Below are 26,666 nucleotides of genomic sequence, written 5' to 3' on the forward strand. Positions count from 1 at the left end.
CATTCTGCTTACAAACAATACCCAACCCCGACAACAATTCCTAATAGTGCACCAACAACAACTTGATAGGGTGTATGTCCAACGAGCTCATTTAACTTTTTATATTCTGTTTGTCTACCATGAAAAAAATCATTCAATATTTTCGCTTGCTTACTAACCGCAAGCCTTACTCCTGAAGCATCGTACATAACAATAATGGCAAAAATAGCGGCAACCGCAAATATTGGACTCTCCACACCTTCCACCACTCCGACACCTGTAGCAAGTGCAGTAACAGTCGACGCATGCGAACTTGGCATTCCACCTGAAGCAAAGAACTTAGCAAAATCAAACTCGCCTGTTTTTATTAATTTAAAAACGACTTTCGTTAACTGTGCTAAAAACCAAGAAATTACAGCTGCTATAAGTGGGTCATTATGTAAAATTGTTTCCATGTTTTTCAGCTCCTCACTGACTATAATGGAATTTCTATATAATATAAGTATAAAGAAAAATGCGTAGAAAATACTACGCATTATGATACTTTTGCTGATTTATTTTTAATAAATTTTGGTTGTTTCTGTAGTAGAAACTTTGTTTTCGCCATTGAAAAGACAAATAAAGCAATCCATATACAGAAAAACGCAATCATATGAGTAGATGTGAAATGTTCACCAAAAACGAACACACCTAAAATTAAACTAATAGTCGGCGCGATGTATTGTAAAAATCCTATCATATAGAGCGGAATAAGTTGTGCTCCTTTAGCAAAATAAAAGAGTGGTAACGCTGTAACAATACCCGCCCCTATTAAAAGAAACGTTGATATTGCCGAAATAGAACCGAACGAACCAAAGCCATGAACTCCTGTCATAAACAAATATATAAGTGCAAATGGCGTCACTAACATCGTTTCCATCGTAAGCCCAATTGTTGCGTCGTAATTTAATAATTTTTTCGTTAATCCATATAATCCAAATGAAAAAGCAAGTGAAAGAGAAACCCATGGAATTGATCCGAAACGTATCGTTAAAATAACAACGCCTAATCCAGCTAAACCAACCGCAACATATTGCCAAAAATTAAGCTTCTCTTTTAAAACAACTGTACCAAGTAAAATACTTATAAGTGGATTAATATAATACCCAAGACTTGCTTCGATTACATGGTTATGATTTACGGCCCATATGTATACAAACCAGTTTCCACTAATAAGTACCGAAGCAATTGTTAATGACATTAATAATTTAGGTCGTTTAAAAAGGGCCACTAACTCCCCACCAAACTGACGAAACCTCTTCGTTACTCCTAAAACTAACAACATAAAAACAAATGCCCAAACGATGCGGTGTGCTAATATTTCATCCGCCGGTACTTCCTCCACCCATTTCCAATAAATCGGAAGAACTCCCCACATCGTATACGCACCCGCCGCATATATAATCCCCTGCTTTTGCTCTGCTGTTTGACTCCCCATCTTCCCTGTTCTCCTCTTCTCTTTTTTTCTTCATTATAAGGTCTCACATACTTACTTTACCAATATTCAATCTGCATTTCTTTCGACATTCCTCTTGCAAATCCGTTATATGTATAAAAACACTCCTACTGTTATAATAACGAGCGCCGGAATACCGAAGACAAATTTACTTTTATGTGTCTTATGATGAAACATATACATACCAATCCAAGCTCCAACCGCTCCTCCAGCTGCAGCTGATAAAAACAACGTACTTTCTGGCGTTCTCCACTGCTTTTTCTTTGCTTTTCGCTTATCAAGCCCCATCATACTAAATGCTATAACGTTGATAACAATAAAATAAATCCATTTCATTTCTTTCTCTCCCTTAAAAAATCCGCTTTATGTTAACACGAAAATAAGGTGTGCACAAATAAAAATGGCTATAGGTAAAAAAACTTTAGCCTACAACCATCATTGTAATACCTTATACTTTATTTCTAATCTTACTATGTTTTTTCGCGTATATAAAATAAATAAAAATACCTACAATAACCCAAATTGCAAAACTGATTAAAGTGGTTTTAGAAAGATTTAATGCTAAATATAAACAACTTACTATCGCAAGTATAGGTAAGAATGGAACTAACGGAGCACGGAACGGTCTTTTCAAATTAGGATGTGTCTTCCTTAATACAATTACAGCTATAGATACAAATATGAAAGCTGTTATCGTTCCCACATTCACTAAATTTGCCAACAAATTCAAGTCCAATAAACCTGCTAATACAGCCGCAAGAATACCCGTAATCCATGTATTAAAAAATGGTGTTTGATAACGTTTATGAACACTCGAAAATCTTTTTGGTAACAATCCATCTCGGCTCATCGAGTATGATACTCGAACAAATGCGAACATAGCAACTAACAGAACTGTTGTTAAACCAGCTATCGCTCCAACTGATAATAGACCAGCAATTCTATTCTCTCCTACAATACGCAGTGCATATGCTACTGGATCAGCTACATTCAGATCCGTAAATGGAACCATTCCAGTTAACACGAATGAAACACCAACATAAAGAATTGTACAAATGCATAAAGAGACAAGTAATCCAATTGGAACGTTACGTTGTGGGCGTTTCACTTCCTCTGCTGCTGTTGCAACTGCATCGAAACCTAAAAAGGCAAAAAATACAGTAGCAGCTCCTCCAATAACACCATGGTATCCAAAAGGAAGAAACGGCTGCCAATTCTCTGGCTTTACATAGTTTGCTCCTACAATAATAAATACTAAAATAACAGCCAGTTTGATAATAACCATTATATTATTTATACGTGCACTTTCTTTCACACCACGACTTAGTAAAAATGTAACAACTAAAATAATAATAACCGCTGGCAAGTCGATAATCCCGCCATTCCCCATCCCTGGTGCAGAAGCAACGATTGCCGGAATATGAATATTAAACCCTAGTAGCAATGACTGAAAATAGGCTGACCATCCCGCCGCCACCGCAGAAGTAGCTAATAAGTACTCTAACATAACACACCAGCCAACTATAAAAGCAAAAATCTCACCTAATGTCATATACGTATACGAATACACACTTCCTGAGACCGGGACTGTAGATGCAAATTCAGCATAACAAAAAGCTACACAAGCACATACAATTGCAGCTAACATGAAAGATAATACAATTGCTGGACCAGCATGTTTCGCTGCTACAATACCTGTTAATACGAAAATGCCTGTACCAATAATTGCTCCAATTCCTAAAAGCGTTAAATCAATTGCTCCTAAAGTTTGCTGTAACACGTTTTTCTTTTCTTCATTCATTGCTTTCTTTATAAATAAACTCATTCGTAGAAACCTCTTTTTCAAAATTATCCCTTACTCATTACAATCTTTATTACTGTTGCTATTACACATTAATAATATTCATACTTTACTTTCACTCCCTATATAAACTCCACAAATTACATGCCTAAAAATCAGAAAAATCAATCTTCTAAAAATACGCTTGTTAACAAGCATGTTTTTAGAAGATTGATTGAATTTATCACACGATTAATTATATTGTCAACAATATAATTAATTCACCCACATCGAATAATTATAAATAAAATAGTATTCCAAAATATACGATACCACTTGAAAACACTGTTAATTCCCATTTCAATACATTTTATATTATTTCGGAATTTATTTTTATACATCAGACTCAATGGAATCCCCATATACAAACAAGATAAAACCAGTCGATTCGTTATATAGAAATAATTACTCATCTTGTTAGACCGATTAACTTCCCTACAAATTGCAAACAGTATTTTCACCTAAGACAATAAAAAAAGCGCAGATGTTCATCTGCGCTTTATTCTTCCGCTTCAATTTCTGTACTATTATTATCGATATGTTCCTTTTGAGCTTCTTCTTGCAGCTCTGCTGAAATCATCGCATGATAAATTTCTGGATATAATCCAAATATTTGATATACACTTCCTAAAAACGGCATTGGAATCCCTCATTTCTAAAGTTGTATTGCCATTCTTAAGGATTCCCTTTTCACTCATTATACATTCGTTTTTGGCACTTCTTCTTCATCGGGAACATGTAATACATTTTGCCATTTTTTATAAGGCGCACTATTTGGATCCACATACCCTTTCGCATACGAACGATCCCACAATTGTTTCATAAACATCTCTTTCTCTTTCTTTGCAACCATATCTGCACCTGTTCCGTAATAGTTTTGGAAATACAACTCAATTTCATCAAGGAATAGCCTTAACAAATCGTCAGATGTTTCTTCTAACGTCGGGTCATATTTTGCCTCACGATCATACATTAAAATCATATCTAAAATATTATGGACATGCTCTTTACGAAGCCATCTAATATCTTGAGCACCTAATACAAATGCATGTGTATATAAATGTCCACCTTGTATCATTGCCTTTTCTTGCTCTTCTTCAAACCTGGACAAGATATTTTCATAAATAAACGGATTATGAAGCAATGCTCTGTGCAACTTATAACTTTCGCTTGAAATATTTTTCCCCATCGACTGGATTAAAAAGCTACGGCCGACACCGTTATATTGATACACGAATTGCCCATCAACAGCAACTAAGCTAATCCAGCGATACATATACGCGTATAGAAGAGCACGATTACATTTATCGTAATCTAACTTCGTTTGCGTTGCATTCAAGTCTGGCATAAAGGCTGGTAAGTGCCAATATTTATCTAAATGCGGCGTCAAACTAGATTTTTTACTATTTAATTTGTTCACGCGGCGATAATACGATTGAAAATAATCACCTTTATCGTTCATAAAACCATTCGCAATATGTCCAGATGAAAGCTTAGGAAAATCTTGTAGCGATAATCCGTAATGAGCACGATAACAAATCACTTCAAATGGTGAAAACGCCTCGTTTACCGTATCTTTTTCTTTAAACATTTCTTGCAATAACTCTTCTTGCAATTCTTGTTTTAAAGAAGGATGTACGCCCCAATATTGTAACTCTCTATGATGAGAAACTTTCGGAACGAACGGACTTGCTAAATGGAAAAGATCTTCAATTTTTTCACGAACGTATTCATCACGATCACGTTTCTTGAAATCTGCTTCTTTTCGCAATGCTTCAACGATATTAAGCTCTAGTTTGTCACGATAGCGCACTTGAAGTTCGTCATAACAATAACTCAATATATGTTCACGATAGAAGTCTTCCACCTTTTTCGACTGAATTTCTTCGGCTTTCGCATCACGACAATATTCCCCGTACAAGCTCATATAAATTTCAGCCGATATATCTTTCGGTAATACACCTAAATTTAAATGTTGCTGCATATCTTGCCAAATCTTTTCTTGCAATTTCTCTTCAGCTAATACGTATACATTCGTCGGGTTCGTTTTCCCCTCAAATTCCTTGCTTCGCTTTTGGATTTCAAACAATAAATTTTCACGTGTTTCGTGTAAATTATCAAAGAATCTTTCCCAATATTGGATCATTTTATCAACTGCTTGGTATAGCGATTGATACACGAGTTCTAATAACATTTCTTTACGATACTCACTTAATTTGTGGACATATTGCGTTACGATATCTTCAAATTCTTTTTTGAACAAACGTTGCTGATTATAAAACATTTTGCCGACCCAGCCTTGTTGCTGGGCAATTTCAACGCGGCGAACAGCCGTTACCGTTCCATCAATATTACTCACATTAAATTTCTTATCGTAGTTTTGAATTAAATTACGCTTTTGTTCATTATTTTCATGCAGTCGATTCATCTTCTCTACTAACTGCTTACGAATTTCATACAGCATAAAACGTGCTGCGACAGGATGAACCGGATCCGTTTTCTTTAAAAACCATGTATTTAATTGATAAGACTGTCCTTCTGAGCCACTCGGTATAAAGCGGTCTGATTCGACCATGTCATATAAAAGTGTAGTCACATGCTCATGTACACGGCTCGGAATCGCATAAGCATATAAACGAACCGCATGATCAACTCTCGCTACTTCACCTTTCATTTGTTCCATCATTTTCAGTTTCGCAGCCGATATTTTACACTCATGCTGTAGGCGGTTTAATTCTTCATCTTTTTGCACTGTACGGTGTACGTAGCTTTCGACAGCATCTAAAAACAATTTTGATTTTGCAACACCGACCTTACCGCCCTCTGCCCCTTCGCGCGTCTCATTGAACATTTGTCTATAAAAAATATGGGCCTGTTCTGGACGAGTAGCAAGATGCTCTAAATCTTCTAAATAACTTTTCCCGCGCTCTGGCTTTTCACGCTGCATACCGCGCTTTACATCTTGATCATATCTTTGCTTCTTCTCTTGAAACAGTTGATCTAAATGAAGCCAAGATTCATCTAAACCTTGCACCGCCCATTTTAAAGCACAGTATTTCAAAACGTGCTCATACGGATAAATGAGCTTCGCCGTTCCTGCTCCGCAATATCTCCCTTTCCCACTCGATTCTGCCAATTGCTGAATTTGATTATCTTCTTGCGCAAAATGATTTGCAGACATTGGACTGAATAACTGTAAATAAATCGTATTTGCCATTTGCTCCATATAATCCGATAAATTGTGCAAATGGTGCCCATGTAAATTTTCATAATCATATAAGAAACAATAATTGTACGGTAAATGATGCTGCTTTATCGTATGATTTGTTCTTCCATCTTCATCCACTTGATCAGGACGATATTCTAATTCAATCGTTACGCCGCCTCGTTTTGATAATTCACCAGTCGACCCGAGCGTAATAGCGTGCAACTCTTTTAACGATGCGTAACCATTCGCTTGCACAGTTTCAAACTCTTTCGCACTAACCGTTCTCGTCTTAACTAAAACATCTGGCATTAAAAACGCACCGCGAATTAAAATGTTGTGATGCTGCAATTTTTTCCGGAGCATTTCACGCAAATATAATGCGATTTGTAAAAACATCCCTGAGCCTGTTCCACCAGCTAGTGATGTTACAATAATGACACGTACACCATATTCCGTCTGATCACTTGTAACTGGAAAAATCTTCTCGATTTCTTGCCAAAACGATGTGAGTTTATCTTCTTTCATCGCTGCACGCAACGCTAAACGAGAAATGACACGTAACTGTCCCGCTCCTTCCGTTAACGGTTTATCCAGTATAGTCGGGTCCATTGGAAACCACTCTGGAATCGTTGGATCTCCCGCAATATACTCTCTCGGTGTTTTACTCGAGCTCGTTTGCGTCTTAAACTTCCGAATATGATCAAATTTACTCAATGTATTCACATCTGTATCAAATACATGCATCGCTACCTTTTTACGACGCTCCTCAGGTAATCTTTCATATATTTGATGTGTGACAGTACTACCGATTCCACCTAAGCCAATTAAAATTGTTGGAACTTGTAATGTCATGTGAACCACCTTCCTATTCTTGCTTGTTTGAAAAGAAGAATAAAGAGAGCCAGGCCTCCTCGCCCCTCTTACACCCTATCTACTATTCACATTCGTACCGGTAAATCTCCTTACCATATCCTCTATCAATTACTAAAAGTTCATTTGGATACAACGTCTTATGCTCCATTCCTACCTCTTCCTCTGTTATAAACATCCCATCAATAATCATCCCAACCACTTGCGATTCTTTTGCTACAAATATAGATTTCGATCCTTTTTTCGCTATTAATGTTACAGATTGCACAGTCTTTCTTTCTGCTCGGAATGGAATGCCAAAATAGTGCTTCCACCATTTATTTTTAAGTAACTCTGGTTCAGATTGATAAAGCCAATCTTTCGCTACTTCTTGATCCCATTCGTAATATAGTAATGCTTTCCTATGAAATCTCGGACGAACAATCCATCCTAAAATAATAATTCCTACTATTAAAAGTAATAAAGTGATAGGAATTACAAATTTAAAAACGAGCGCATACTTCTCAAAAAAAGGCGCATTTTCAATGTGCAGTACGATTTTTTCCTTTACTTCTTGTAATGTTGAATCATTGATCGTGATGGTAGCCTCTACGGTGCCGGTATCTGTAAAATTGAATGTGTCGGAGTAATAAGGTCGAGGATAAACATAAACTTGACTACCATGCTGTTTTAATTCATAGTTGATCGATTGATTCGATGTGACACCAGTAGATTTTAATAGTTTCTTTACAGCCTCTTCTGTCATCGGTTTACCATTTAACTGTGGCTGTAAAATAAATGGTTTACTATTTTCTAAATTTGTTACCTTTTCTTCATAATCTTTCGTAACAGCTTGAAGTGTTAATTTTGGTTTTTCAGCTGGTTCAATCTTGAATTCTTTCGTCTGTCTATAAAATCCCTTTATATTCATATGGACTTTCCCGCGTACTAACTCTTTACCAACCTTTGTCTCGTAATAAAACACATGTCTTTTATCATCCCACTTCATCGGATACTGCTTTCCGTCTATTTCTACTTCTGCTTCGAAATAAGAAATTTGAATTGGTAATTCAGTAGGTTTCGCTTCAATAACAGCTGTCACACCTTCATACATTTTCTCAACATTTTTTCTATCTTTATCATCTTTGTCATACGTAGAAACAGTATAGTTAAGCGCTGGTTCAACAAGTACTTGTAATCCCTCTTTCTCAATGTCCTGATCCACTTCTATCGTATACGTTCCTGGCTTAATCACTTCCTGATTCGCTGTACTTACATGCACTATATTTCCGAATAATTTAGCTTCTCCTGGTGCATGTATAGAAAAAGAAGACTGCAATTGTAACGGTTTGGAAAGTTGCATAACTTTATAATTAGACAAAGAAGGTGATTGTCGTACAAGCGTCATACGCTTTAATGGAAACGGTGTTGTAATCTCTACTTTTTTCCCTACTATTTTCGTTTTAACAATCGATTCAACAGAAGAAAATGGATCACGATTAGCAACTAATGCTGCCACTTGATTCACACTTTGTACAATACCATCCTCACCGCTAGACGGCATGACAACTCCATTCATTTCTTTTTTCCAAATCTCTTTAAACGTATTTAACTGCTCTTTTTCTTGCTGCCCTAAATCTTCTTCCATCGTGATTAAGACTGGGTGCAAAGAGATCTTTTTAGAATCCATCTCTTTCTTAAACTGTGCTAACTTCTGTGTAATTTGTTCTTTTCCGCCAACCTTATCTTTCTCCAAATCATTAAATGCCCCGTCAGTTAATACAATAAGCCAAAATTCACGTTTCCCATCTATATCTGCTTCCTTCTTTATAGATTGCATCGCCGTTTCTACTGCGCTAAATGGAGTATTTAAATATGTTTTCCACGCGCCGATCCCATCAATTTCCGTTTGCCTTTGATCCTTTGTTAACGAAATGTTTAACGGATTATCTGGCTTACTCATTGGAACGTAAGAAAATTTATCTTTCTCATCTAATAGCGCAACTAAACTTTGCAAGGCGTAATTGGCATACTTCCAACGATCGTTATTTCTCATGCTGCCCGAATCATCATATACAAGTGAAACGACCCTTTCCTTCGCCTCCTCTCCTTTTGCAAAAGCTGAAAAAGGTAAACATATAAATAGAAATAACATGAACGTGGCACAAATTCGAATTTTCATGATGAGGCTTCGCCACCTTTGTAGACAAATTCCTATGTTTAAATTTATGAGAGGAAACAAGATATATGACTTGTATTTTAGGACAACAGTTCACAGCAATTACATTATGTAAACAAAAATGAACTACTCCCATATTTTATTTCGAGTTTTTTCCTTATTATATATCTGAAATAACACATAGCTTTCATACTTTTCCCGCTATAAATTCCACCATTAAAGTTTGATTTTCTTTTCAATACAAGAAATAAAGAGCACGCTATAATTAGCGCACTCTTTACTTCTTCACATATACCTCAACAATTGGATTATCTTTATTATCTGCATGTAAACGTATATTCTCTTCACCCGTATTATAAATGCTAGCTACCAGCATAACTGTTAACAAATTAGGCATTTTCGCATCACTCCCATATTTTCGTTCAAGAGCTTCTGTATACTCGAAATCCAAATCTCCTTGTACATATGTATACACTTCAAAACCATCTTTTAAATTACATACGATCGTATCAATAATATCCGCCCCTACTTGTTTCTTTATTTCCCCCCGCAATGCTTCAATAAATTCTTCCCAAGGAACTTCATACGTCTGAAATTGGTCTGTAGATTTCATTTCTCTTCCTCCTCGTTATGTATCCTGTTCGTATATTTCCCCTTTCCTATAACAATTATGATAGATAGGTCATTCGTACAAGCCGCACTTGTCCCCCTTACATATCGTATTACTGTAATGGGGGAAGGAGGAAAGAACATGCATAGACAAAAATGTTATAATACATGCCAACGTTATTTCGGAAAAGTTGTTCGAATTGAAGATCGGGATGGTCATATCCATTTAGGAAAGATAATAGACGTGACAAATGATTCTGTTTGGATTGAGCCAATGCAGCAGCGTTCATCTTTTGATACAGGATTTGGATACCATGGCGCATATTCAAACGGCGGATGTGATATTTGCGGCGGTCTTAGCAGATGTGATAACTGTGGATTTGGATGTGGTGGTGGATTCGATGGTGGATTCAGTGGTGGATTCGGTGGCTGCGGATGTGGCCGTCGTGGTTGCGGCGGTTGTGGCTTTGGTGGCGGCTGGGGCCTTGAACTCGGATTTGGCTTTATTTTTGGAATTACTTTGGCTGCATTATTTTTCATCTAACATAGTAAAGAGTTGACTATCTTTAGCCAACTCTTTTTCTCTATTTTTCACATATAAAAATGCGATGTCCTAAAATATGTTGATACATAAGCAGTACTTGTTCGTGTTGCACCCACGCCTCATACAATTCTTCTGGAATAAACGGTGATACATTCCACTCCGGCTCTTCCATATGTCCTGCAACTGTTTCTGCAATAGTTCCGCCACCCGCAATTGTAATTCTTTTAAAATTTGCTACTTTAAATAAATGAATCCACTCATTCTCAGTTAATAATTCTTTCATACCGTATAACTGTCCAATCTTTTCTTCCTCTTTCTTCTCAATATGTTTTTCGGTAATCATTTCAATGACAACAAGCTTTCCATCCTTCTGTAATACACGATAACATTCCGAAATAACCTTTTCTTTATTTGTAAAAGCGAGTATAGATTCTCCAAGTACAAGCTCAAATGAATCATTTAAACATGGTAACCCTTCTACATCGCCTTGAATCAATTGTATATTTAAACCATCAAACAACCATCTATCTTTCGCTTTTTGAATCATAATTTCATTCTTTTCAACCGCTGTCACTTTATAACCCAATTCTTTTGTCATATACGCCGCTGTTTTCCCCGTGCCGCAACCTATCTCAAGGACACTAGCTCCACTTTTAAGTGGCAATTGAGATAATAATTGTTTTGTTAACGTAAAACCACCAGGATGAGCACTCCCTATTCCGTAATAAGCTAAGAAATCGATGTATGTGTTTCGTTTCATGAGATTCTCCTTTGAGTTTTCTATAATACATATATTCATCCATAAAAAAATAGTGCACAGAAAAAAAAGCATTTTCAAGTGCTATAATACCGCAACTTGAAAATGCTTTTTTCTTTTATTATTTCTCTTCTACATACGCCCATTTGAAACTATATTCCGGACTAATATTATGTTTCACAATTCCCTTTATATTTGGTTTCATAACATATGATCTACCACTTTGATATAAAGGTACGAGCGCTACATCTTCTTCAAGTAACAATTTTTCTGCTTTCCCTAACTCTGTCCAACGTTTTTTTGCATCAGCCATCCATTCCGTCTTACTTTTATTAATAATGTCATCATATTTTGAATTTGAGTAGCTCATTTGGTTCTGAGAATTCTTTGTTTCAAACATATCAAGGTACGTCATCGGATCCGCATAATCTGGATTCCAGCCGCCATATGAGAAATCATAATCTTGTTCTGATTCTAATTTTAGTTTTTGCTTAAATGGCTGAAGTTTAATATTTACTGTTACACCTTTTAAATTCTTTTCAATTTGATCTTTTACATACTCCCCAACTTTTTTCGCATTACCAGTATCATAATTTAATAGCTCTATTGTCACTTGATCTTTTCCAAGTTCTTTTTTCGCTTCTTCCCAAGCTGCTGCTGCCTTTTTCGAGTCTTGGTTTAAACCATTCTTAAATGTTTCTGCAAAATCTTTACCGTCTGGACCACTTGCTAAACCTTTTGGTACTAAGTAATCAACTGGTTTTGAACCATCATTTAAAATTACATTAGTTAAACCCTTCTTATCAACCGATAATGCAATTGCTTCACGTAATTTTTTGCTCTTTAGCGGTGTATCTTGCCCACCTCGTTTTTGATTTAAACGTAAGTAAAACGTACTTGTTTCTGAATATGCTCCAAACTCCTCTTTATTGTTTCTATACTTATCAACAAATTCACCTGATAAAAGTGCGAAATCAATTGCACCTGTATCATATAAATTTACTCTAGTAGCCCCTTCTTTTACTACACTATAATTAATTTCATCCAGCTTCACTGTCTTTTTATCCCAATACTGATCATTTTTCTTTAATTTCCATCCTTGCTCATGTTTCCAATCGGTAAGCACAAACGGTCCATTATAAACTGTCGTATCAGACTCTAAACCGTATTTATCTCCTTTTTCTTTTACGAATTTTTCATTTAATGGATAGTAAGACGCGAATGCCATTAAATTCAAGAAATACGGTACTGGTCTTTCTAGTTCAACTTCAAGTGTATAATCATCTACCGCTTTTACACCTAATGTAGAAACTTCTGCTTTCCCTTGATTTATTGCCTCTGCATTTTTAAGATAATATGCAATAAATGCATACTCAGCAGCTGTTTTTGGATCTACTAGACGTTGCCATGCAAATACGAAATCTTTCGCTGTTACAGGATCACCGTTTGACCATTTTGCATCTTTCCGTAATTTGAATGTATATTTTTTTCCATCCTCGCTTGTCGTACTAGATTCTGCCGCAGCTGGAATTGGCTTATTATCTTTATCTAGACGATATAACCCTTCCATCGTGTTTCCTAAAATTTGAGAACCTAACGTATCTGTATTTTTCGAAGTATCCATCGTCGGAATTTCATTCGTTTCTGTACGATTCATTACTTGCTTTGCAGCTAATTTTCCGCCTTCTTTTTCACCACTTTTCGGCGTTGTGCTTGCCTTATCTTTATCCCCTGATCCCGAGCAAGCTGTTAATGCCATACTCATTGCTAGAACTGGTGCTACAACCGCTGTTAATTTTGTCATCTTTTTTCTCTTCATTTTTTGGTACCCTCCCCAATTATATGTACGATATTAACATTTAGAGATTTTCTATTAACTTTCATTATCAGAAAATTCTTATTAATTAATATTCTACTATTTTTTTGAGTTTTGTAAAGTATTTTTGTGAATTTTCTAAATATTTATTTTTTTATTATAGTAACTTGTGGTTTTAACTACTATATGAATTATCCCCCGTCTACTATATGTAAACATATCCCCCCTTATTCTTCTCTATTGCTAAGTTCTATATTTTTCTTATAAAAATGAAATCTCTAACTATCTTATTGAATCTCTTCTACTATTTCTACAGTAGAATTTTAAAAGTGACCTCAAAATTTCCATGCTCCTTATTCTCCTATCCATACAAAAAAGCATTTCAAAAGCATATTAGCCGCTTTTGAAATGCTTCATGTTATTTCTTTCCGCCATCCTCAGTTACATACGCCCACTTAAAGCTATATTCTGGACTGATGTTGTGTTTCACAATTCCTTTTACATTCGGTTTCATTACATATGATCTTCCTGTTTGATATAAAGGAACTAATCCTGCATCTTCTTCAAGGAATAATTTTTCTGCTTTTCCTAACGTTTCCCAGCGCTTCTTCGGATCAGATAATAATTCATTACCTGCTTTTTGCACCATTTCATCGTATTTTGGATTCGAATAACTCATTTGGTTATACGGACTCTTCGAGTCAAACATATCAATAAATGTCATCGGATCCGCATAGTCTGGACTCCAACCTGCATAAGAGATTTCATAATCTTGCGCTGATTCTAATTTTAATTTTTGTTTGAACGGCTGAATTTTCGTATTAATCGTTACACCTTTTAAATTTTTCTCAATTTGATCTTTAACATAATCAGCAATCTTTTTCGCAGTTCCATCATCATAGCTTAGTAATTCAATTGTAACTTGATCTTTTCCAAGTTCCTTTTTCGCTTCTTCCCATGCAGCTGCTGCTTTTTTCGTATCTTGTTTCAGACCATTTTTAAACGTATCTTGATAATCTTTACCGTCAGGTCCTGTCGCAAGCCCTTTTGGAACCAATTGATCTGTTGCTTTTGATCCATTATTTAAAATAACATTTGCTAAACCTTTTTTATCAACTGATAATGCAATTGCTTCACGAAGTTTTTTGCTCTTTAACGGTGTATCTTGTCCGTTACGCTTTTGATTTAAACGTAAGAAGAATGTACTTGATTCTGCATACTCACCGTATTCATCTTTATTCGATTTATATTTATCTACAAACTCTCCTGATAGTAGTGTGAAATCAATTGATCCTGTATCATATAAATTTACTTTCGTAGCAACTTCTTTTACTACACTATAATTAATTTCTTCTAATTTCACAGTCTTATTATCCCAATATTTATCATTTTTCTTCAACTGCCATCCTTGTTCATGTTTCCATGAAGACATAACGAATGGCCCATTATACACCGTTGTATCTGCTTCTAAACCAAACTTATCTCCTTTTTCTTTTACAAACTTTTCATTTAATGGATAGTATGACGGGAATGCTAATAAATTTAAGAAGTACGGTACCGGTTTTTCTAATTCTACTTCTAGCGTGTAATCATCTACCGCCTTCGCTCCTAATTCAGTTCCGGGTTTTTCACCTTTATTAATCGCTTCTGCATTTTTAATATAGTAGGCAATAAACGCATATTCCGCCGCTGTATTTTTATCAAGTAAGCGCTGCCATCCGTATACGAAATCTTTCGCTGTTACAGGATCTCCATTTGACCATTTCGCATCTTTACGCAGTTTAAACGTATATTTTTTACCATCTTCGCTTTTCGTACTTGATTCTGCAGCAGCTGGAATAGGCTTATTATCTTTATCAAGACGATATAACCCTTCCATTGTGTTCCCTAAAATTTGTGCCCCTAACGTATCAGTGGATTTAGAAGTGTCCATCGTCGGAATTTCTTGGTTTTCCGTACGATTTAATACTTGCTTCGCTGCATATTTAACATCAGATTTTTTTTCTTCCCCACTATTAGATGTAGTAGTCGTTTTCTTTTCTCCACCTGATCCAGAGCATGCTGTCAATGCAACACTCATCGCTAAAACTGGTACTACAACCGCTGTTAACTTTTTCATCTTTTTTCTCTTCATTTTTGTATCCTCCCCAATTATATGTACAATACCAACCCTTGAGAGACCCCTTGCTAACGATTAGTTTTCTGAAAATTATAACTAATATTATTCTACTCTATTTTTCGCATTTGTAAATAGTTTTATTTTAAATATTCAGATTTTTTCTCCGTAATTTAGTATAATTTATCCCCCATCTACTGTATGTACATACTATACCCCTTATGCTTCTCTATTTACTTGCACTACAAATTAGTATTTTAAGCTCAATAAAAAACATTCCAAAAGTAGAACAACCACTTTTGGAATGTTTTTTAAATTCTATTACTTTCCGTCTTTTTCAGTAATATAAGTCCATTTGAAGCTATACTCTGGACTGATGTTATGGTGAACAACGTCTTTTACATTCGATTTTTGAACGTAAGCATCACCACGTTGGTATAGAGGTACAAGCGCTACATCTTGCTCAATAAGTAGTTTTTCTGCTTTTCCTAACTCTTCCCAACGTTTCTTCGCATCACCCATTAATTCTCCGCCAGCCTTCTTAATCATTTCATCATATTTCGGATCAGAGAAGCTCATTTGGTTATGAGAATGCTTAGACTGGAACATATCTAAGAATGTCATTGGATCTGCGTAGTCAGGTCCCCAACCAGCATATGATAAATCATAATCTTGCTCTGTTTCTAACTTCAGTTTTTGTTTGAATGGTTGAAGTTTAATGGTAACTGTTACACCTTTTAAATTTTTCTCAATTTGATCTTTAACATATTCCCCAACTTTTTTCGCATTACCTGTATCATAGTTTAATAGTTCAATTGTAACTTGGTCTTTACCAAGTTCTTTTTTCGCTTCATCCCATGCAGCAGCTGCTTTTTTCGCATCTGGCTTGATACCATTTTTAAATGTTTCTTGGAAGTCCTTACCGTCTGGTCCAGTTGCTAATCCCTTTGGTACTAAGAAGTCCGCAGGTTTAGATCCATCATTTAAAATAACACTTGCTAAATTTTTCTTATCGATTGAAAGTGCAATTGCTTCACGTAATTTTTGACTCTTTAATGGTGTATCGTGTCCACCACGTTGTTGGTTCATACGTAAGAAGTACGTACTTACTTGTGAGTATGTTCCAAACTCATCTTTATTATTTCTATACTTATCAACAAATTCTCCTGATAAAAGTGCAGAATCAACTGCACCTGTATCATATAGGTTTACCTTTGTAGCTACTTCTTTTACTACACTGTAATTAATTTCATCTAATTTTACAGTCTTTTTATCCCAATATTGATCATTTTTCTTTAGTTTCCAGCCTTGTTCATGTTTCCAATCAGTAAGAACGAATGGTCCGTTATAAACTGTTGTATCAGATTCTAAACCGTATTTATCGCCTTTTTCTTTTACGAATTTTTCATTTAATGGGTAGTACGATGGGAATGCAACTAGATTTAAGAAGTATGGTACTGCTTGTTCTAATTCAACTTCAAGCGTAAGGTCATCTACTGCTTTTATACCTAATGTAGATACTTCTGCTTTCCCTTGGTTAACTGCTTCTGCATTTTTAATTGGAAATGCGATAAACGCATACTCAGCAGTTGTTTTTGGATCTAATAGACGTTGCCATGCAAATACGAAGTCTTTTGCTGTTACTGGATCTCCATTTGACCATTTTGCATCTTTACGTAGTTTAAATGTATATTTTTTACCATCCTCACTCTTCGTGCTTGATTCTGCTGCAGCTGGGATTGGCTTGTTATCTTTATCTAATCGATATAAACCTTCCATCGTGTTCCCTAAAATTTGAGAACCTAATGTATCTGTATTTTTAGAAGTATCCATTGTTGGAATCTCATTTGTTTCTGTACGATTTAATACTTGTTTCGCTGCTAGCTTTTCTCCTGACTTACTATCTCCACTAGAGCTAGAATTTGTGCTTGTCTTCTTATCTCCACCTGATGTAGAACATGCTGTTAATGCCATGCTCATTGCTAAAACCGGTACTACAACTGCTGTTAGTTTTTTCATTTTTTTCTTTTTCATTTTCTGTACCCTCCCTAATTCTAAACGATATCTATTTAAGAATTTTCTGATAATTCTGTTTTTCTTTATATATTTATCAGACGATTCTTACTACTTCCTATTCTACTAATTTTTTAAAATTTGTAAAGTGTTATTATTAAAAATTTTAAAAAAATTATTTTTTTACAGTAATATTCATAAAAATTCCATATAGTTTTTTAACATCTTTTTTTATCGTTACATATACACTAATTTAATAGTGTTAATTATGTTTTCTAATAAATAGACTGTGGATTGTCGTTAATAAATAATGTATATTTTAAAAATCTCTTTCCTACAAAAACGAAAAAAAGCCCACTTTCTCAGTGGACTTTCTAATTTACAACGGTAAATCCCTCTTCCTAAACACTACAATTGCTACTATGAAGATACAAAGCGCTCCAGTGGTTAAACCTATACTTACTGGCCATATATTATATGTCCCTTCAGCAATTTCTTTCGGACGAAACAATGTAAATAAAGATATATTTCTCATCCATTCTAACTTATCACTTAATTTCCCTACCATATCTAATACGAAAAATAGGGTTGTTAAACTTGCTGAATAGCTAAGTGCCTTCCTTTCATCATTACATATACAGGAAAAGAAAAATGAATAGGCACTAACTACTAAAAATATAAGCCCTCCGACTATGTTTATTTTCAAAAATAATTCTCGATTTAAGTTATTATCTTTTAAAAACCATTCTGCACCTAATATACCAGCTACATAAGTAACAATTACAATTATTAGTAGCCCCAATATGAGAACAGCAGCTTGCGTAATTGCAATTTGTACCCTTGATACAGGTGTTGCTAATAAATATGCCATCGCCCCTTTATCTACATGACGAGCAATTAAATGCGTTGCAACCGTGACGCAAAAAATTGTTAAAATGATAATAAACAATAGGCTATAATATTCACCAGCTAAAAAATCCATTACATTTTGAATTGGGCTTTCCATTCCAACGATTTTTTTTACACTATCAGGCATGGCACTTATTAATTCATTTAAACCTTTCGCTGAAACCATCGATGGGAATATCCAAATTAATAACCATAAATAAAGAGCTGCACCAGTAGCATAGCTCAATATACTTTTTTGAGTTTCTTTCAAACTAGCTAAAAATAGTTGTTTATTCATGCTTTATCCCTTCTTTCTTCTCGTAATAATGCATAAATAAATGTTCTAAATCCGTCGCTCTCGTTTGAAGTGCCGTTACATTATAGTTTGAAAGTATTTGTAAAACTGTTTGGTAGTTTCCTTGCACAATAATTGACGCCTCTCTACCTTTCACCCCTTCAAATTGCAAATCACATTGTTTAAGAGACTCGATTTCTTCTTGAGATGATACTGTTACATCTATTACTTGTCTTCGCATTCCTTGTAAATCATGAATATCTTCTACGGTTACAAGACGTCCATCTTTAATAATAGCTACTCTGTCACAAGTTCTCTCAATTTCAGTGAAAATATGTGATGACATAAGGATTGTTTTCCCTCTTTGCTTTTCCTCTAATATTAAATCTATAAATACTTGTTGCATAAGTGGATCGAGTCCTGATGTTGGTTCATCTAAAATTAATACTTCTGGATCATGCATAAATGCCGCAACTATCCCTACTTTTTGTTTCATTCCTTTAGACATTTTTCGAATTGGTGTTTTCACATCGAATTGCAAACGTTCTATCAATTCATCTCGTCTTTTTATATCTTTTAACCCACGCATTCCTTGCATTAAATTTAAAAACTCTAATCCATTCATTCCTTCAATAAAAGAAATTTCTCCTGGTAAATAGCCAACTTCTCTTTGAATTTTCGCAGCATCTTCCCAACAATCTAATCCAAAAATCGTTGCTTTACCAGCTGCTGGTTTTATAAATCCCATTAAATTACGAATCGTTGTTGATTTTCCAGCTCCATTTGGTCCTAAGTAGCCAAAAACTTCCCCTTCTTTCACTTCAAATGTAATATCAAACAAGCCTTTCCCATTTGAAAACTGTTTTGTGACATTTTGAACTGAAATCATAAGTCCACCTCATTTTTTGAAATATTTAATGTGTGATATTTCAAAAATATTGTACTCCTCATCTTTCATATTCGCAACAACTTTTTGAAATATTTATATGTCCATATTTCAAAAATATTGTTTTCAATTATTTTTTCTTGTATATTTTACATGAGGTGATTATATTGAACGGCTTTGAAAAAGTGAAAGAAAAGAAAAAGCGTGCCATTAAAGAAGCAGCCTTCGTATTATTTTCAGAACGTGGATTTAATGAAGTAAAAATAGAACATATTGCAAAAAAAGCAAACGTTTCTCAAGTTACAATTTATAATCATTTTGGAAGTAAAGATGCGTTATTTAGGGAGCTTATACAAGAATTTATAATATCTGAATTTCAATATTATAAAGAGCTTGCGGAAGAAAAATTACCGTTTCATGATATGATGCAAAAAATGATTGTAAGAAAAATGAATACGGGCGGGTTATTTCAGCCTGATATGCTACTACAAATGATGCAAAAAGACGAAGAGCTCCGAGAATTTATTTATAGTTATCAACACGAAAAAATCCTGCCTTGGTATTTAGAAATATTAGAACAAGCACAGCGCAAAAATGAAATTAATCCTCATCTTTCAAAAGAAATGATGTTACTGTACATTCAAATGTTCACTAAATTAGGTGATGATTTCGGGGCACAGCTTCTTGAAGGAGATCGAGAAAAACATATACAAGATATAGTTACGATGTTCTTTTACGGACTTTCTGTTCCGCAAAAATAAAAAAAGACACTGAATCGTGTCTTTTTTATTTTACCGAAATGACTCTACCAGTTTCACTACTTTCAATTGCCAATTGAATAAGTCTAATAACTTCCAAGCCTTCTTCTGCTGTTACAGGTGGTTTCTCACCATTTACAATACTATCTCTTACACCTTTATAATACATGTCATAACAGCCGACTTCTGTTGGAATACGTACTAACTCTTCTTCTGTTTCTAAAATAGCAAAATTCTCTTCAGGGTCTGCTCCATAACCATTATCCCCTGGCTTCATTCCAGTCTTTAATTGTTCTTCCTGTGAATCCATACCATACTTCACGATAGAACCTTTATCTCCATGCAGTGTAAAATGTGGTCCAGCTTGTTTCACAAAACTACTACTATGTAAAATGACACGCTTTACTCCGTAGTGAAGTACAACATGAAAATAATCATCAATTTCTGCACCTGGTCGTTGTTTTATTACATCTGCATTTATCGCATCTGGTTTCCCGAATAATGATAATGCTTGATCCATTAAATGCGATCCTAAATCATATAAAATTCCTGAACCTGGTAAATTCTTTTCTCTCCAGCGATCACGTACATGTGGGCGGAAACGATCGAAATGCGCTTCATATGCGTATACATTCCCTATTCTATTTTCTTGTAATAATTTCTTTATCGTTAAGAAATCATTATCAAGACGACGGTTGTGATACACACTTAAAACGACATTATGTTGCTTCGCTAATGAAATAAGTTCTTCTCCCTCTTCAATTGAAACAACGAATGGTTTTTCCACAACAACATGCTTACCGTGTACAATCGCTTCTTTTACATATGGAAAATGAGTTGTATTCGGTGAAGTAATGACGACTAAGTCAATATCGGCTCGGTTTACTAATTCATCAATTGTACCAACAACTTCAGCATTTGGTAATGTTTGTTTCACTACTTCTTCTTTTGATGATAAAATAGCACGAATATCATACTCTTCTATCGTTTGTAATAACGGGATGTGAAATGTTGTACTAGAAAATCCAAATCCTACAATCCCTACACCTATTTTTTTCATGCTGCCCCTCCATTTGTGATAACGATTTCATTTCATTATTATAACAAGATTATTTTTATATACATAATGATTTGCTTAGAAAAAAGCATCTTGCTATCATTCATAGCAAGATGCTCCCTTTATTCCGTTCTTTTCTTCGTCCACGTTTCAATTACTTCACCAGTATCATTAACATCTAGTACTAAACTACCATTACTATACCGGTCTTTATTTCGAAACGCTTTCGGATCAATTTCTTCTACAATGTGTTTCTCTGTCTTCATGTAAACTAATTCGTCATCTCGAACAATTTCAATACCGACAATGCGGTACGGATTACGTTTTAACTCTTTAAAAATTACAAGGCCTCGCTTCGCCCTCGTTGATTTCTCAATTTCCGATGCCTTTATACGTTTCACAGCACCGCGCTGCGTAACGAGAATAAGTTGATCTTTTTCACCATTTAACGGTTTACCAGAAGCAACATAGTCATCTTCTTTTAAGTTAATTGCTTTCACACCAGCTGCTCTTACACCAACTGGACTTACTTCTTCTTCATTGAATACAAGTGCATATGCACCATGTGTTGCAAGAACAATATCACTTGTCCCATCTGTCGCAAATATATCAACAACTTCATCATCTTTTTTCAAGTTTACAGCAACGAACGCCCGTGAATAACGCTGCACTTTATATTGGTTTAATTCAGTTTTCTTAATCATACCGTTTCGTGTAACAAATACGATAAATCGTTTTTCTTCTTCAAAATTCGGTACGACTGTTGCCCAAATTAACGATTCATCTCGCTCGAGTGAAACAAGATTCGCAACGTGTTGACCTAAATCTTTCCAACGAATTTCTGGCATTTCATACACAGGAAGATAAATATAATTTCCTTTGTTCGTAAATAAAAGAACGGTTTCTGTCGTGTTTGTATCGAAACGCTCAAGTAAGATGTCACCCTCTTTCATACCGAAGTATTTCCCGTTCGATGCATTATGCGAACGCCAACCTGTTCGTTTCACATAGCCTTCTTTCGTTACAGTAACGATGACATCTTCTTGCGGAATCATAACTTCCACATCAATTTTAATTTCTTCAATTTCCTCTTCAATTATCGCACGGCGATTATCACTATATGTTTTCTTTACTCTCTTCAAATCTGTTTTAATAACTTGAAAAAGTCTTTTTTCACTTTGTAGAATCGTCTGTAACTCTATAATTTTCTTACTAAGTTCCGCTGCTTCTTGCTCTAGTGCTGTAATATCTGTATTCGTTAAACGATATAATTGCAGTGAAACAATTGCTTCTGACTGCGCCTCTGTAAATCCAAATTTCGCACTTAAATTATCTTTCGCATTACGCTTATCTTTAGACCCACGGATCGTTTCAATCACTTCATCTAAAATTGATAATGCTTTCTTTAAACCTTCTACAATATGTTGACGATTTTCTGCTTTTCGTAATTCATATTGTGAACGTCTCGTAACAACTTCTTTCTGATGCCCAATATATGCATCCAAAATCTTAGGTAATGTCATAAGTGTCGGACGACGATTATTTATCGCTACCATATTAAAGTTGTATGGAATTTGTAAATCTGTATTTTTATATAAATAATTTAAAATACCTTCAGCATTCGCTTCTTTTTTTAATTCTACAACGATACGAAGACCTGTACGATCTGTCTCATCACGTACTTCAGCAATTCCATCTAGCTTTTTATCTATACGTAATTCATCCATTTTCTTAACAAGATTCGCTTTATTTACTTCATACGGAATTTCTGTAATAACGATTTGTTGCTTCCCGCCACGAATCGTTTCAACCTCTGCTTTTCCGCGAATAATAATTTTACCTTTACCTGTTTCATACGCTTTTTTAATGCCATCTATCCCTTGTATAATACCACCTGTAGGGAAATCTGGTCCTTTAATAACTGTTAACAAGTCATCCACAGAACTATTCGGTTGATCGATACGCATCATTGTAGCATCAATTACTTCTCCAAGATGATGCGGTGGAATTTCTGTTGCATAACCAGCGGAAATCCCTGTAGATCCGTTCACCAATAAGTTCGGGAACATTGCCGGTAATACAACAGGTTCTTCACTCGTATCATCAAAGTTTGACACGAATTCTACTGTTTCTTTATCAAGATCACGTAATAACTCAGATGCGATTGGTGATAAACGAGCTTCCGTATAACGCATTGCCGCTGCTGGATCCCCATCAACACTACCGTTATTTCCGTGCATTTCAACTAAAACATTACGTACTTTCCAAGTTTGACTTAAACGGACCATCGCCTCATATACAGAGGAATCACCATGTGGGTGATAATTACCGATAACATTACCTACTGTTTTAGCTGATTTACGAAACGCTTTATCATGTACGTTTCCTTCTACATACATAGAATATAAAATACGTCTTTGTACCGGTTTTAAACCGTCACGCGCATCTGGAAGCGCGCGGTCTTGAATAATATATTTACTATAACGTGCAAAGCGGTCACCTAACACGTCTTCAAGCGGGAGGTCATGAAACTTCTCTGCCTGCATGTTATTCCACCTCCGTCTCCATAATCATTTCATTTTCTAAAATATTTCCTTCTTCTTGCATACCAAATTGTACATTACGCTCAATCCATTTACGGCGAGGTTCTACTTTATCCCCCATCAATGTCGTAACTCGGCGCTCAGCTCTTGATGCATCGTCAATTTTCACACGAATTAACGTACGTGTTTCAGGGTTCATCGTTGTTTCCCATAATTGATCGGCATTCATTTCGCCAAGTCCTTTATAGCGCTGCAACATATAGCCTTTACCGACCTTTTTCGTTACACCACCTAATTCTTCATCAGACCATGCATATTCAATTACTTCACTTTTCCCTTTTCCTTTACTTACTTTATATAAAGGTGGAAGTGCGATAAATACTTTACCAGCTTCAATAAGTGGTTTCATGTAACGGTAGAAGAACGTCAGTAGTAACACTTGAATATGTGCTCCATCCGTATCTGCATCGGTCATAATAACAACTTTATCGTAGTTAATATCTTCAACAGCGAACTCATTCCCTACGCCGCCGCCAATTGCGTAAATAATCGTATTGATCTCTTCATTCTTAAAAATATCAGCAAGCTTTGCTTTTTCCGTGTTGATTACTTTACCACGTAATGGTAGCACCGCTTGGAAACGACGATCTCGCCCTTGCTTTGCTGAACCACCAGCCGAGTCACCCTCTACTAAATACAATTCGTTTTTCTGAGGATTACGTGATTGCGCAGGTGTTAACTTCCCGCTTAAAGTACCTTCTGATTTTTTCTTCTTCTTACCAGTACGTGCTTCTTCTCTCGCTTTACGAGCAGCCTCACGTGCTTGCGCTGCTTTAATCGCCTTTCTCACAAGAAGTGTAGCTACATCTGGATTTTCTTCTAAAAAGTAAGCTAAATGCTCAGATACAATTGCATCAATTGAAGAACGAGCTTCACTTGTACCTAGTTTCCCTTTCGTTTGCCCTTCAAACTGGAGTACGTCTTCTGGTACACGTACAGAAACAATCGAAGCTAATCCTTCACGAATATCTGTACCCTCTAAATTTTTGTCTTTTTCTTTTAATAAAGAAACTTTACGAGCATACTCATTGAACACACGTGTCATTGCTGTTTTAAATCCAGCTTCGTGTGTACCACCGTCTTTTGTACGTACATTATTTACAAACGAAAGAATGTTTTCTGAGTAACCATCATTAAACTGAAACGCTAACTCTGCTTCAATTCCATTTTGCTCACCCGAGAAATATACAACTGGATGAATCGAATCTTTCTCTTCGTTTAAGTATGAAACGAAAGCCTCAATTCCTGTTTCATAATGAAACACATCTTCTAAATCATTACGTTCATCTTTTATCGAGATTTTCATTCCTTTTAATAAGAATGCAGATTCACGTAATCTCTCACATAATGTTTCATAATTATAATTTGTCGTGCTGAAAATAGTTGTATCTGGTTTGAAGTGCATCGTTGTACCAGACTCTTTCGTTTTCCCGATTTTCTCTAACGTCGTTGCAGGAGTACCACCATTTTCAAAGCGTTGTTCATAAATGCTACCATCACGCTTAATCGTTACTACTAGCCATTCTGACAAGGCGTTTACAACTGATGCCCCAACACCGTGTAAACCACCACTCGTTTTATAGCCTCCTTGGCCAAACTTACCACCAGCATGAAGTACAGTTAAAATAACTTCAGGTGTCGGTTTTCCAAGCTTATGCATTCCCGTAGGCATTCCTCGCCCTTTATCAATTACGCTAATACTATTATCTTTATGTATTACGACAGAAATTTCGTCGCCAAATCCCGCTAATGCTTCATCAACGGAGTTATCTACTATTTCATATACTAAATGATGCAATCCACGGCTATCCGTACTCCCGATATACATACCCGGGCGTTTTCGAACGGCTTCAAGTCCTTCTAACACTTGAATTGCATCTTCATTATATTGGAACTGATGCTTAACCAAACTCCTTGCCCCTTTCCTAATCAAATAAGAACATATGTTTCTATTATAGAATAACGCCTCGACTATGGTTTTGGCAAGTTATCTTATCTCTTTTATATACTATTTTCAATAGAAAAATCCTTGTTTTTTTCACAAGGATTCCTCTAGGCTACTATTTCAGAAAAATAATCGTTTGTCAACGAGAAATGGATATGTATTCCAACATTATACATTCCAGACCTTTATCATGATCCAAATGATCAATATCCAAAACGGGATAACAAGTAACAATCCCCAAAAACAGCCTTTAAAAAATCTCATGATGAACACCTCGTTCATCCGCCCTACTTATATAAAAAGTGAAGGCTGAATCAATCTTTCTATCTTTAAAGTCTATACTATTTTGTCATTACATGCTCTACTTTAATACAACGATCCATTATTACTGTATAGCCTTTTTCTTGTAAAAGTTTATATGTATCTTCATCTTGTACTCCTAGTTGTGCCCAGAAAACATCTGCATCAATCTCTACAAACTCTTTCGCAACATCCTTTAAAAATTCTGAGCGACGAAATACATTTACGATATCCACATGTTCTTTAATATCCGTCAGTGAAGAAACCGCCTTTTCTCCGAGTACTTCATCTACTGTTGGATTTACTGGAATAATGCGATACCCAGCATCTTGCATTGCTTTTGAAACCATATATGATGTGCGTTCTGGCTTATCTGATAATCCAACAACTGCAATCGTTTTACTTTTCTTCAATACTTCACCAATTTCCGTACGAGTTGGGTTTTCAATTGTCATAATTAATCCCTCCTATACCTTTATTATATCCGATAAAGAAAGTCTCTTTCAACATGAAAGAGACTTTCTTTTAT

20 protein-coding genes are annotated in these 26,666 nt (G+C 35.4%); 2 read left to right on the forward strand and 18 right to left on the reverse strand.

The genetic code is table 11. The features are described 5' to 3' along the window. Positions 1–8 precede the first annotated feature (8 nt). The 8 genes from JTF23_RS09905 to JTF23_RS09940 form a co-directional block, all read right to left on the reverse strand. Positions 9–434, reverse strand: coding sequence for a divergent PAP2 family protein (locus JTF23_RS09905; RefSeq protein ID WP_002111092.1), 426 nt, complete (start codon positions 432–434; stop codon positions 9–11). An 80-nt stretch (positions 435–514) separates the two neighbouring features. Next, positions 515–1,456 (reverse strand): EamA family transporter RarD, encoded by a 942-nt coding sequence (gene rarD / locus JTF23_RS09910; RefSeq protein WP_002014350.1) that lies wholly within the window; start codon positions 1,454–1,456, stop codon positions 515–517. A 105-nt stretch (positions 1,457–1,561) separates the two neighbouring features. Then, on the reverse strand, positions 1,562–1,810 hold the full coding sequence (locus JTF23_RS09915) for a DUF1294 domain-containing protein (RefSeq protein WP_204208651.1): 249 nt from the start codon (positions 1,808–1,810) through the stop codon (positions 1,562–1,564). A 112-nt stretch (positions 1,811–1,922) separates the two neighbouring features. Next, positions 1,923–3,299 carry a branched-chain amino acid transporter BcaP gene (gene bcaP / locus JTF23_RS09920; protein ID WP_204208652.1) on the reverse strand — a complete coding sequence of 459 codons (1,377 nt, stop codon included), beginning with the start codon at positions 3,297–3,299 and terminating at the stop codon, positions 1,923–1,925. A gap of 514 nt (positions 3,300–3,813) precedes the next feature. Further along, complete coding sequence (locus JTF23_RS09925) at positions 3,814–3,954, reverse strand: phosphonate ABC transporter permease (RefSeq protein ID WP_002111095.1); 141 nt, start codon at positions 3,952–3,954, stop codon at positions 3,814–3,816. A gap of 57 nt (positions 3,955–4,011) precedes the next feature. Next, complete coding sequence (locus JTF23_RS09930; protein ID WP_078174157.1) at positions 4,012–7,374, reverse strand: tubulin-like doman-containing protein; 3,363 nt, start codon at positions 7,372–7,374, stop codon at positions 4,012–4,014. 82 nt (positions 7,375–7,456) lie between these two features. After that, positions 7,457–9,553 carry a vWA domain-containing protein gene (locus JTF23_RS09935; protein WP_078174158.1) on the reverse strand — a complete coding sequence of 699 codons (2,097 nt, stop codon included), beginning with the start codon at positions 9,551–9,553 and terminating at the stop codon, positions 7,457–7,459. A 274-nt stretch (positions 9,554–9,827) separates the two neighbouring features. Beyond that, on the reverse strand, positions 9,828–10,163 hold the full coding sequence (locus tag JTF23_RS09940) for a hypothetical protein (RefSeq protein WP_204208653.1): 336 nt from the start codon (positions 10,161–10,163) through the stop codon (positions 9,828–9,830). Between the two features lie 138 nt (positions 10,164–10,301). Here JTF23_RS09940 and JTF23_RS09945 point away from each other — a divergent pair, with 138 nt between their 5' ends. Then, positions 10,302–10,703 (forward strand): hypothetical protein, encoded by a 402-nt coding sequence (locus JTF23_RS09945; protein ID WP_204208654.1) that lies wholly within the window; start codon positions 10,302–10,304, stop codon positions 10,701–10,703. A 40-nt stretch (positions 10,704–10,743) separates the two neighbouring features. On the opposite strand, the gene JTF23_RS09950 is transcribed toward JTF23_RS09945, so the two are convergent. The 6 genes from JTF23_RS09950 to JTF23_RS09975 all read right to left on the reverse strand — a co-directional run bounded on the left by JTF23_RS09950 (position 10,744) and on the right by JTF23_RS09975 (position 19,477). After that, positions 10,744–11,463: a class I SAM-dependent methyltransferase gene (locus JTF23_RS09950; protein ID WP_204208655.1), complete on the reverse strand. Its 720-nt coding sequence runs from the start codon at positions 11,461–11,463 to the stop codon at positions 10,744–10,746. A gap of 118 nt (positions 11,464–11,581) precedes the next feature. Further along, positions 11,582–13,279, reverse strand: a complete 1,698-nt coding sequence (locus JTF23_RS09955; RefSeq protein ID WP_204208656.1) for a peptide ABC transporter substrate-binding protein — start codon at positions 13,277–13,279, stop codon at positions 11,582–11,584. 415 nt (positions 13,280–13,694) lie between these two features. Further along, complete coding sequence (locus JTF23_RS09960; protein ID WP_204208657.1) at positions 13,695–15,410, reverse strand: peptide ABC transporter substrate-binding protein; 1,716 nt, start codon at positions 15,408–15,410, stop codon at positions 13,695–13,697. 303 nt (positions 15,411–15,713) lie between these two features. Further along, on the reverse strand, positions 15,714–17,426 hold the full coding sequence (locus JTF23_RS09965; protein ID WP_204208658.1) for a peptide ABC transporter substrate-binding protein: 1,713 nt from the start codon (positions 17,424–17,426) through the stop codon (positions 15,714–15,716). A gap of 358 nt (positions 17,427–17,784) precedes the next feature. After that, positions 17,785–18,591 carry an ABC transporter permease subunit gene (locus JTF23_RS09970; protein WP_204208659.1) on the reverse strand — a complete coding sequence of 269 codons (807 nt, stop codon included), beginning with the start codon at positions 18,589–18,591 and terminating at the stop codon, positions 17,785–17,787. After that, entirely contained in the window at positions 18,584–19,477 is an 894-nt protein-coding gene (locus tag JTF23_RS09975) for an ABC transporter ATP-binding protein (protein WP_078180407.1), read from the reverse strand. The genes JTF23_RS09970 and JTF23_RS09975 overlap by 8 nt, the downstream gene beginning before the upstream one ends. Before the next feature lie 164 nt (positions 19,478–19,641). On the opposite strand from JTF23_RS09975, the gene JTF23_RS09980 reads away from it, so the two are divergent. Continuing rightward, positions 19,642–20,235 carry a TetR/AcrR family transcriptional regulator gene (locus tag JTF23_RS09980; protein WP_002160937.1) on the forward strand — a complete coding sequence of 198 codons (594 nt, stop codon included), beginning with the start codon at positions 19,642–19,644 and terminating at the stop codon, positions 20,233–20,235. Positions 20,236–20,260: 25 nt separating this feature from the next. Here JTF23_RS09980 and JTF23_RS09985 read toward each other — a convergent pair whose 3' ends face one another. The 4 genes from JTF23_RS09985 to JTF23_RS10000 all read right to left on the reverse strand — a co-directional run bounded on the left by JTF23_RS09985 (position 20,261) and on the right by JTF23_RS10000 (position 26,592). Then, complete coding sequence (locus JTF23_RS09985) at positions 20,261–21,292, reverse strand: oxidoreductase (RefSeq protein WP_002160936.1); 1,032 nt, start codon at positions 21,290–21,292, stop codon at positions 20,261–20,263. 119 nt (positions 21,293–21,411) lie between these two features. Further along, positions 21,412–23,835, reverse strand: coding sequence for a DNA topoisomerase IV subunit A (parC, locus tag JTF23_RS09990; protein WP_204208660.1), 2,424 nt, complete (start codon positions 23,833–23,835; stop codon positions 21,412–21,414). A 1-nt stretch (position 23,836) separates the two neighbouring features. After that, on the reverse strand, positions 23,837–25,801 hold the full coding sequence (gene parE / locus JTF23_RS09995) for a DNA topoisomerase IV subunit B (protein ID WP_002160934.1): 1,965 nt from the start codon (positions 25,799–25,801) through the stop codon (positions 23,837–23,839). A 377-nt stretch (positions 25,802–26,178) separates the two neighbouring features. Next, positions 26,179–26,592, reverse strand: a complete 414-nt coding sequence (locus JTF23_RS10000; RefSeq protein WP_002137699.1) for a CoA-binding protein — start codon at positions 26,590–26,592, stop codon at positions 26,179–26,181. Positions 26,593–26,666: the final 74 nt, after the last annotated feature.

The organism is Bacillus sp. RIT 809 (genome assembly GCF_016892495.1).
GTDB classification, from domain to species: Bacteria; Bacillota; Bacilli; order Bacillales; family Bacillaceae_G; genus Bacillus_A; species Bacillus_A cereus_U.

Bases quoted from the DNA above. Each gene is read 5' to 3' on its own strand.
- JTF23_RS09905 (WP_002111092.1), bottom strand. From the start codon at position 434: ATGGAAACAATTTTACATAATGACCCACTTATAGCAGCTGTAATTTCT.
- rarD (WP_002014350.1), bottom strand. From the start codon at position 1,456: ATGGGGAGTCAAACAGCAGAGCAAAAGCAGGGGATTATATATGCGGCG.
- JTF23_RS09915 (WP_204208651.1), bottom strand. From the start codon at position 1,810: ATGAAATGGATTTATTTTATTGTTATCAACGTTATAGCATTTAGTATG.
- bcaP (WP_204208652.1), bottom strand. From the start codon at position 3,299: ATGAGTTTATTTATAAAGAAAGCAATGAATGAAGAAAAGAAAAACGTG.
- JTF23_RS09925 (WP_002111095.1), bottom strand. From the start codon at position 3,954: ATGCCGTTTTTAGGAAGTGTATATCAAATATTTGGATTATATCCAGAA.
- JTF23_RS09930 (WP_078174157.1), bottom strand. From the start codon at position 7,374: ATGACATTACAAGTTCCAACAATTTTAATTGGCTTAGGTGGAATCGGT.
- JTF23_RS09935 (WP_078174158.1), bottom strand. From the start codon at position 9,553: ATGAAAATTCGAATTTGTGCCACGTTCATGTTATTTCTATTTATATGT.
- JTF23_RS09940 (WP_204208653.1), bottom strand. From the start codon at position 10,163: ATGAAATCTACAGACCAATTTCAGACGTATGAAGTTCCTTGGGAAGAA.
- JTF23_RS09945 (WP_204208654.1), top strand. From the start codon at position 10,302: ATGCATAGACAAAAATGTTATAATACATGCCAACGTTATTTCGGAAAA.
- JTF23_RS09950 (WP_204208655.1), bottom strand. From the start codon at position 11,463: ATGAAACGAAACACATACATCGATTTCTTAGCTTATTACGGAATAGGG.
- JTF23_RS09955 (WP_204208656.1), bottom strand. From the start codon at position 13,279: ATGAAGAGAAAAAAGATGACAAAATTAACAGCGGTTGTAGCACCAGTT.
- JTF23_RS09960 (WP_204208657.1), bottom strand. From the start codon at position 15,410: ATGAAGAGAAAAAAGATGAAAAAGTTAACAGCGGTTGTAGTACCAGTT.
- JTF23_RS09965 (WP_204208658.1), bottom strand. From the start codon at position 17,426: ATGAAAAAGAAAAAAATGAAAAAACTAACAGCAGTTGTAGTACCGGTT.
- JTF23_RS09970 (WP_204208659.1), bottom strand. From the start codon at position 18,591: ATGAATAAACAACTATTTTTAGCTAGTTTGAAAGAAACTCAAAAAAGT.
- JTF23_RS09975 (WP_078180407.1), bottom strand. From the start codon at position 19,477: ATGATTTCAGTTCAAAATGTCACAAAACAGTTTTCAAATGGGAAAGGC.
- JTF23_RS09985 (WP_002160936.1), bottom strand. From the start codon at position 21,292: ATGAAAAAAATAGGTGTAGGGATTGTAGGATTTGGATTTTCTAGTACA.
- parC (WP_204208660.1), bottom strand. From the start codon at position 23,835: ATGCAGGCAGAGAAGTTTCATGACCTCCCGCTTGAAGACGTGTTAGGT.
- JTF23_RS10000 (WP_002137699.1), bottom strand. From the start codon at position 26,592: ATGACAATTGAAAACCCAACTCGTACGGAAATTGGTGAAGTATTGAAG.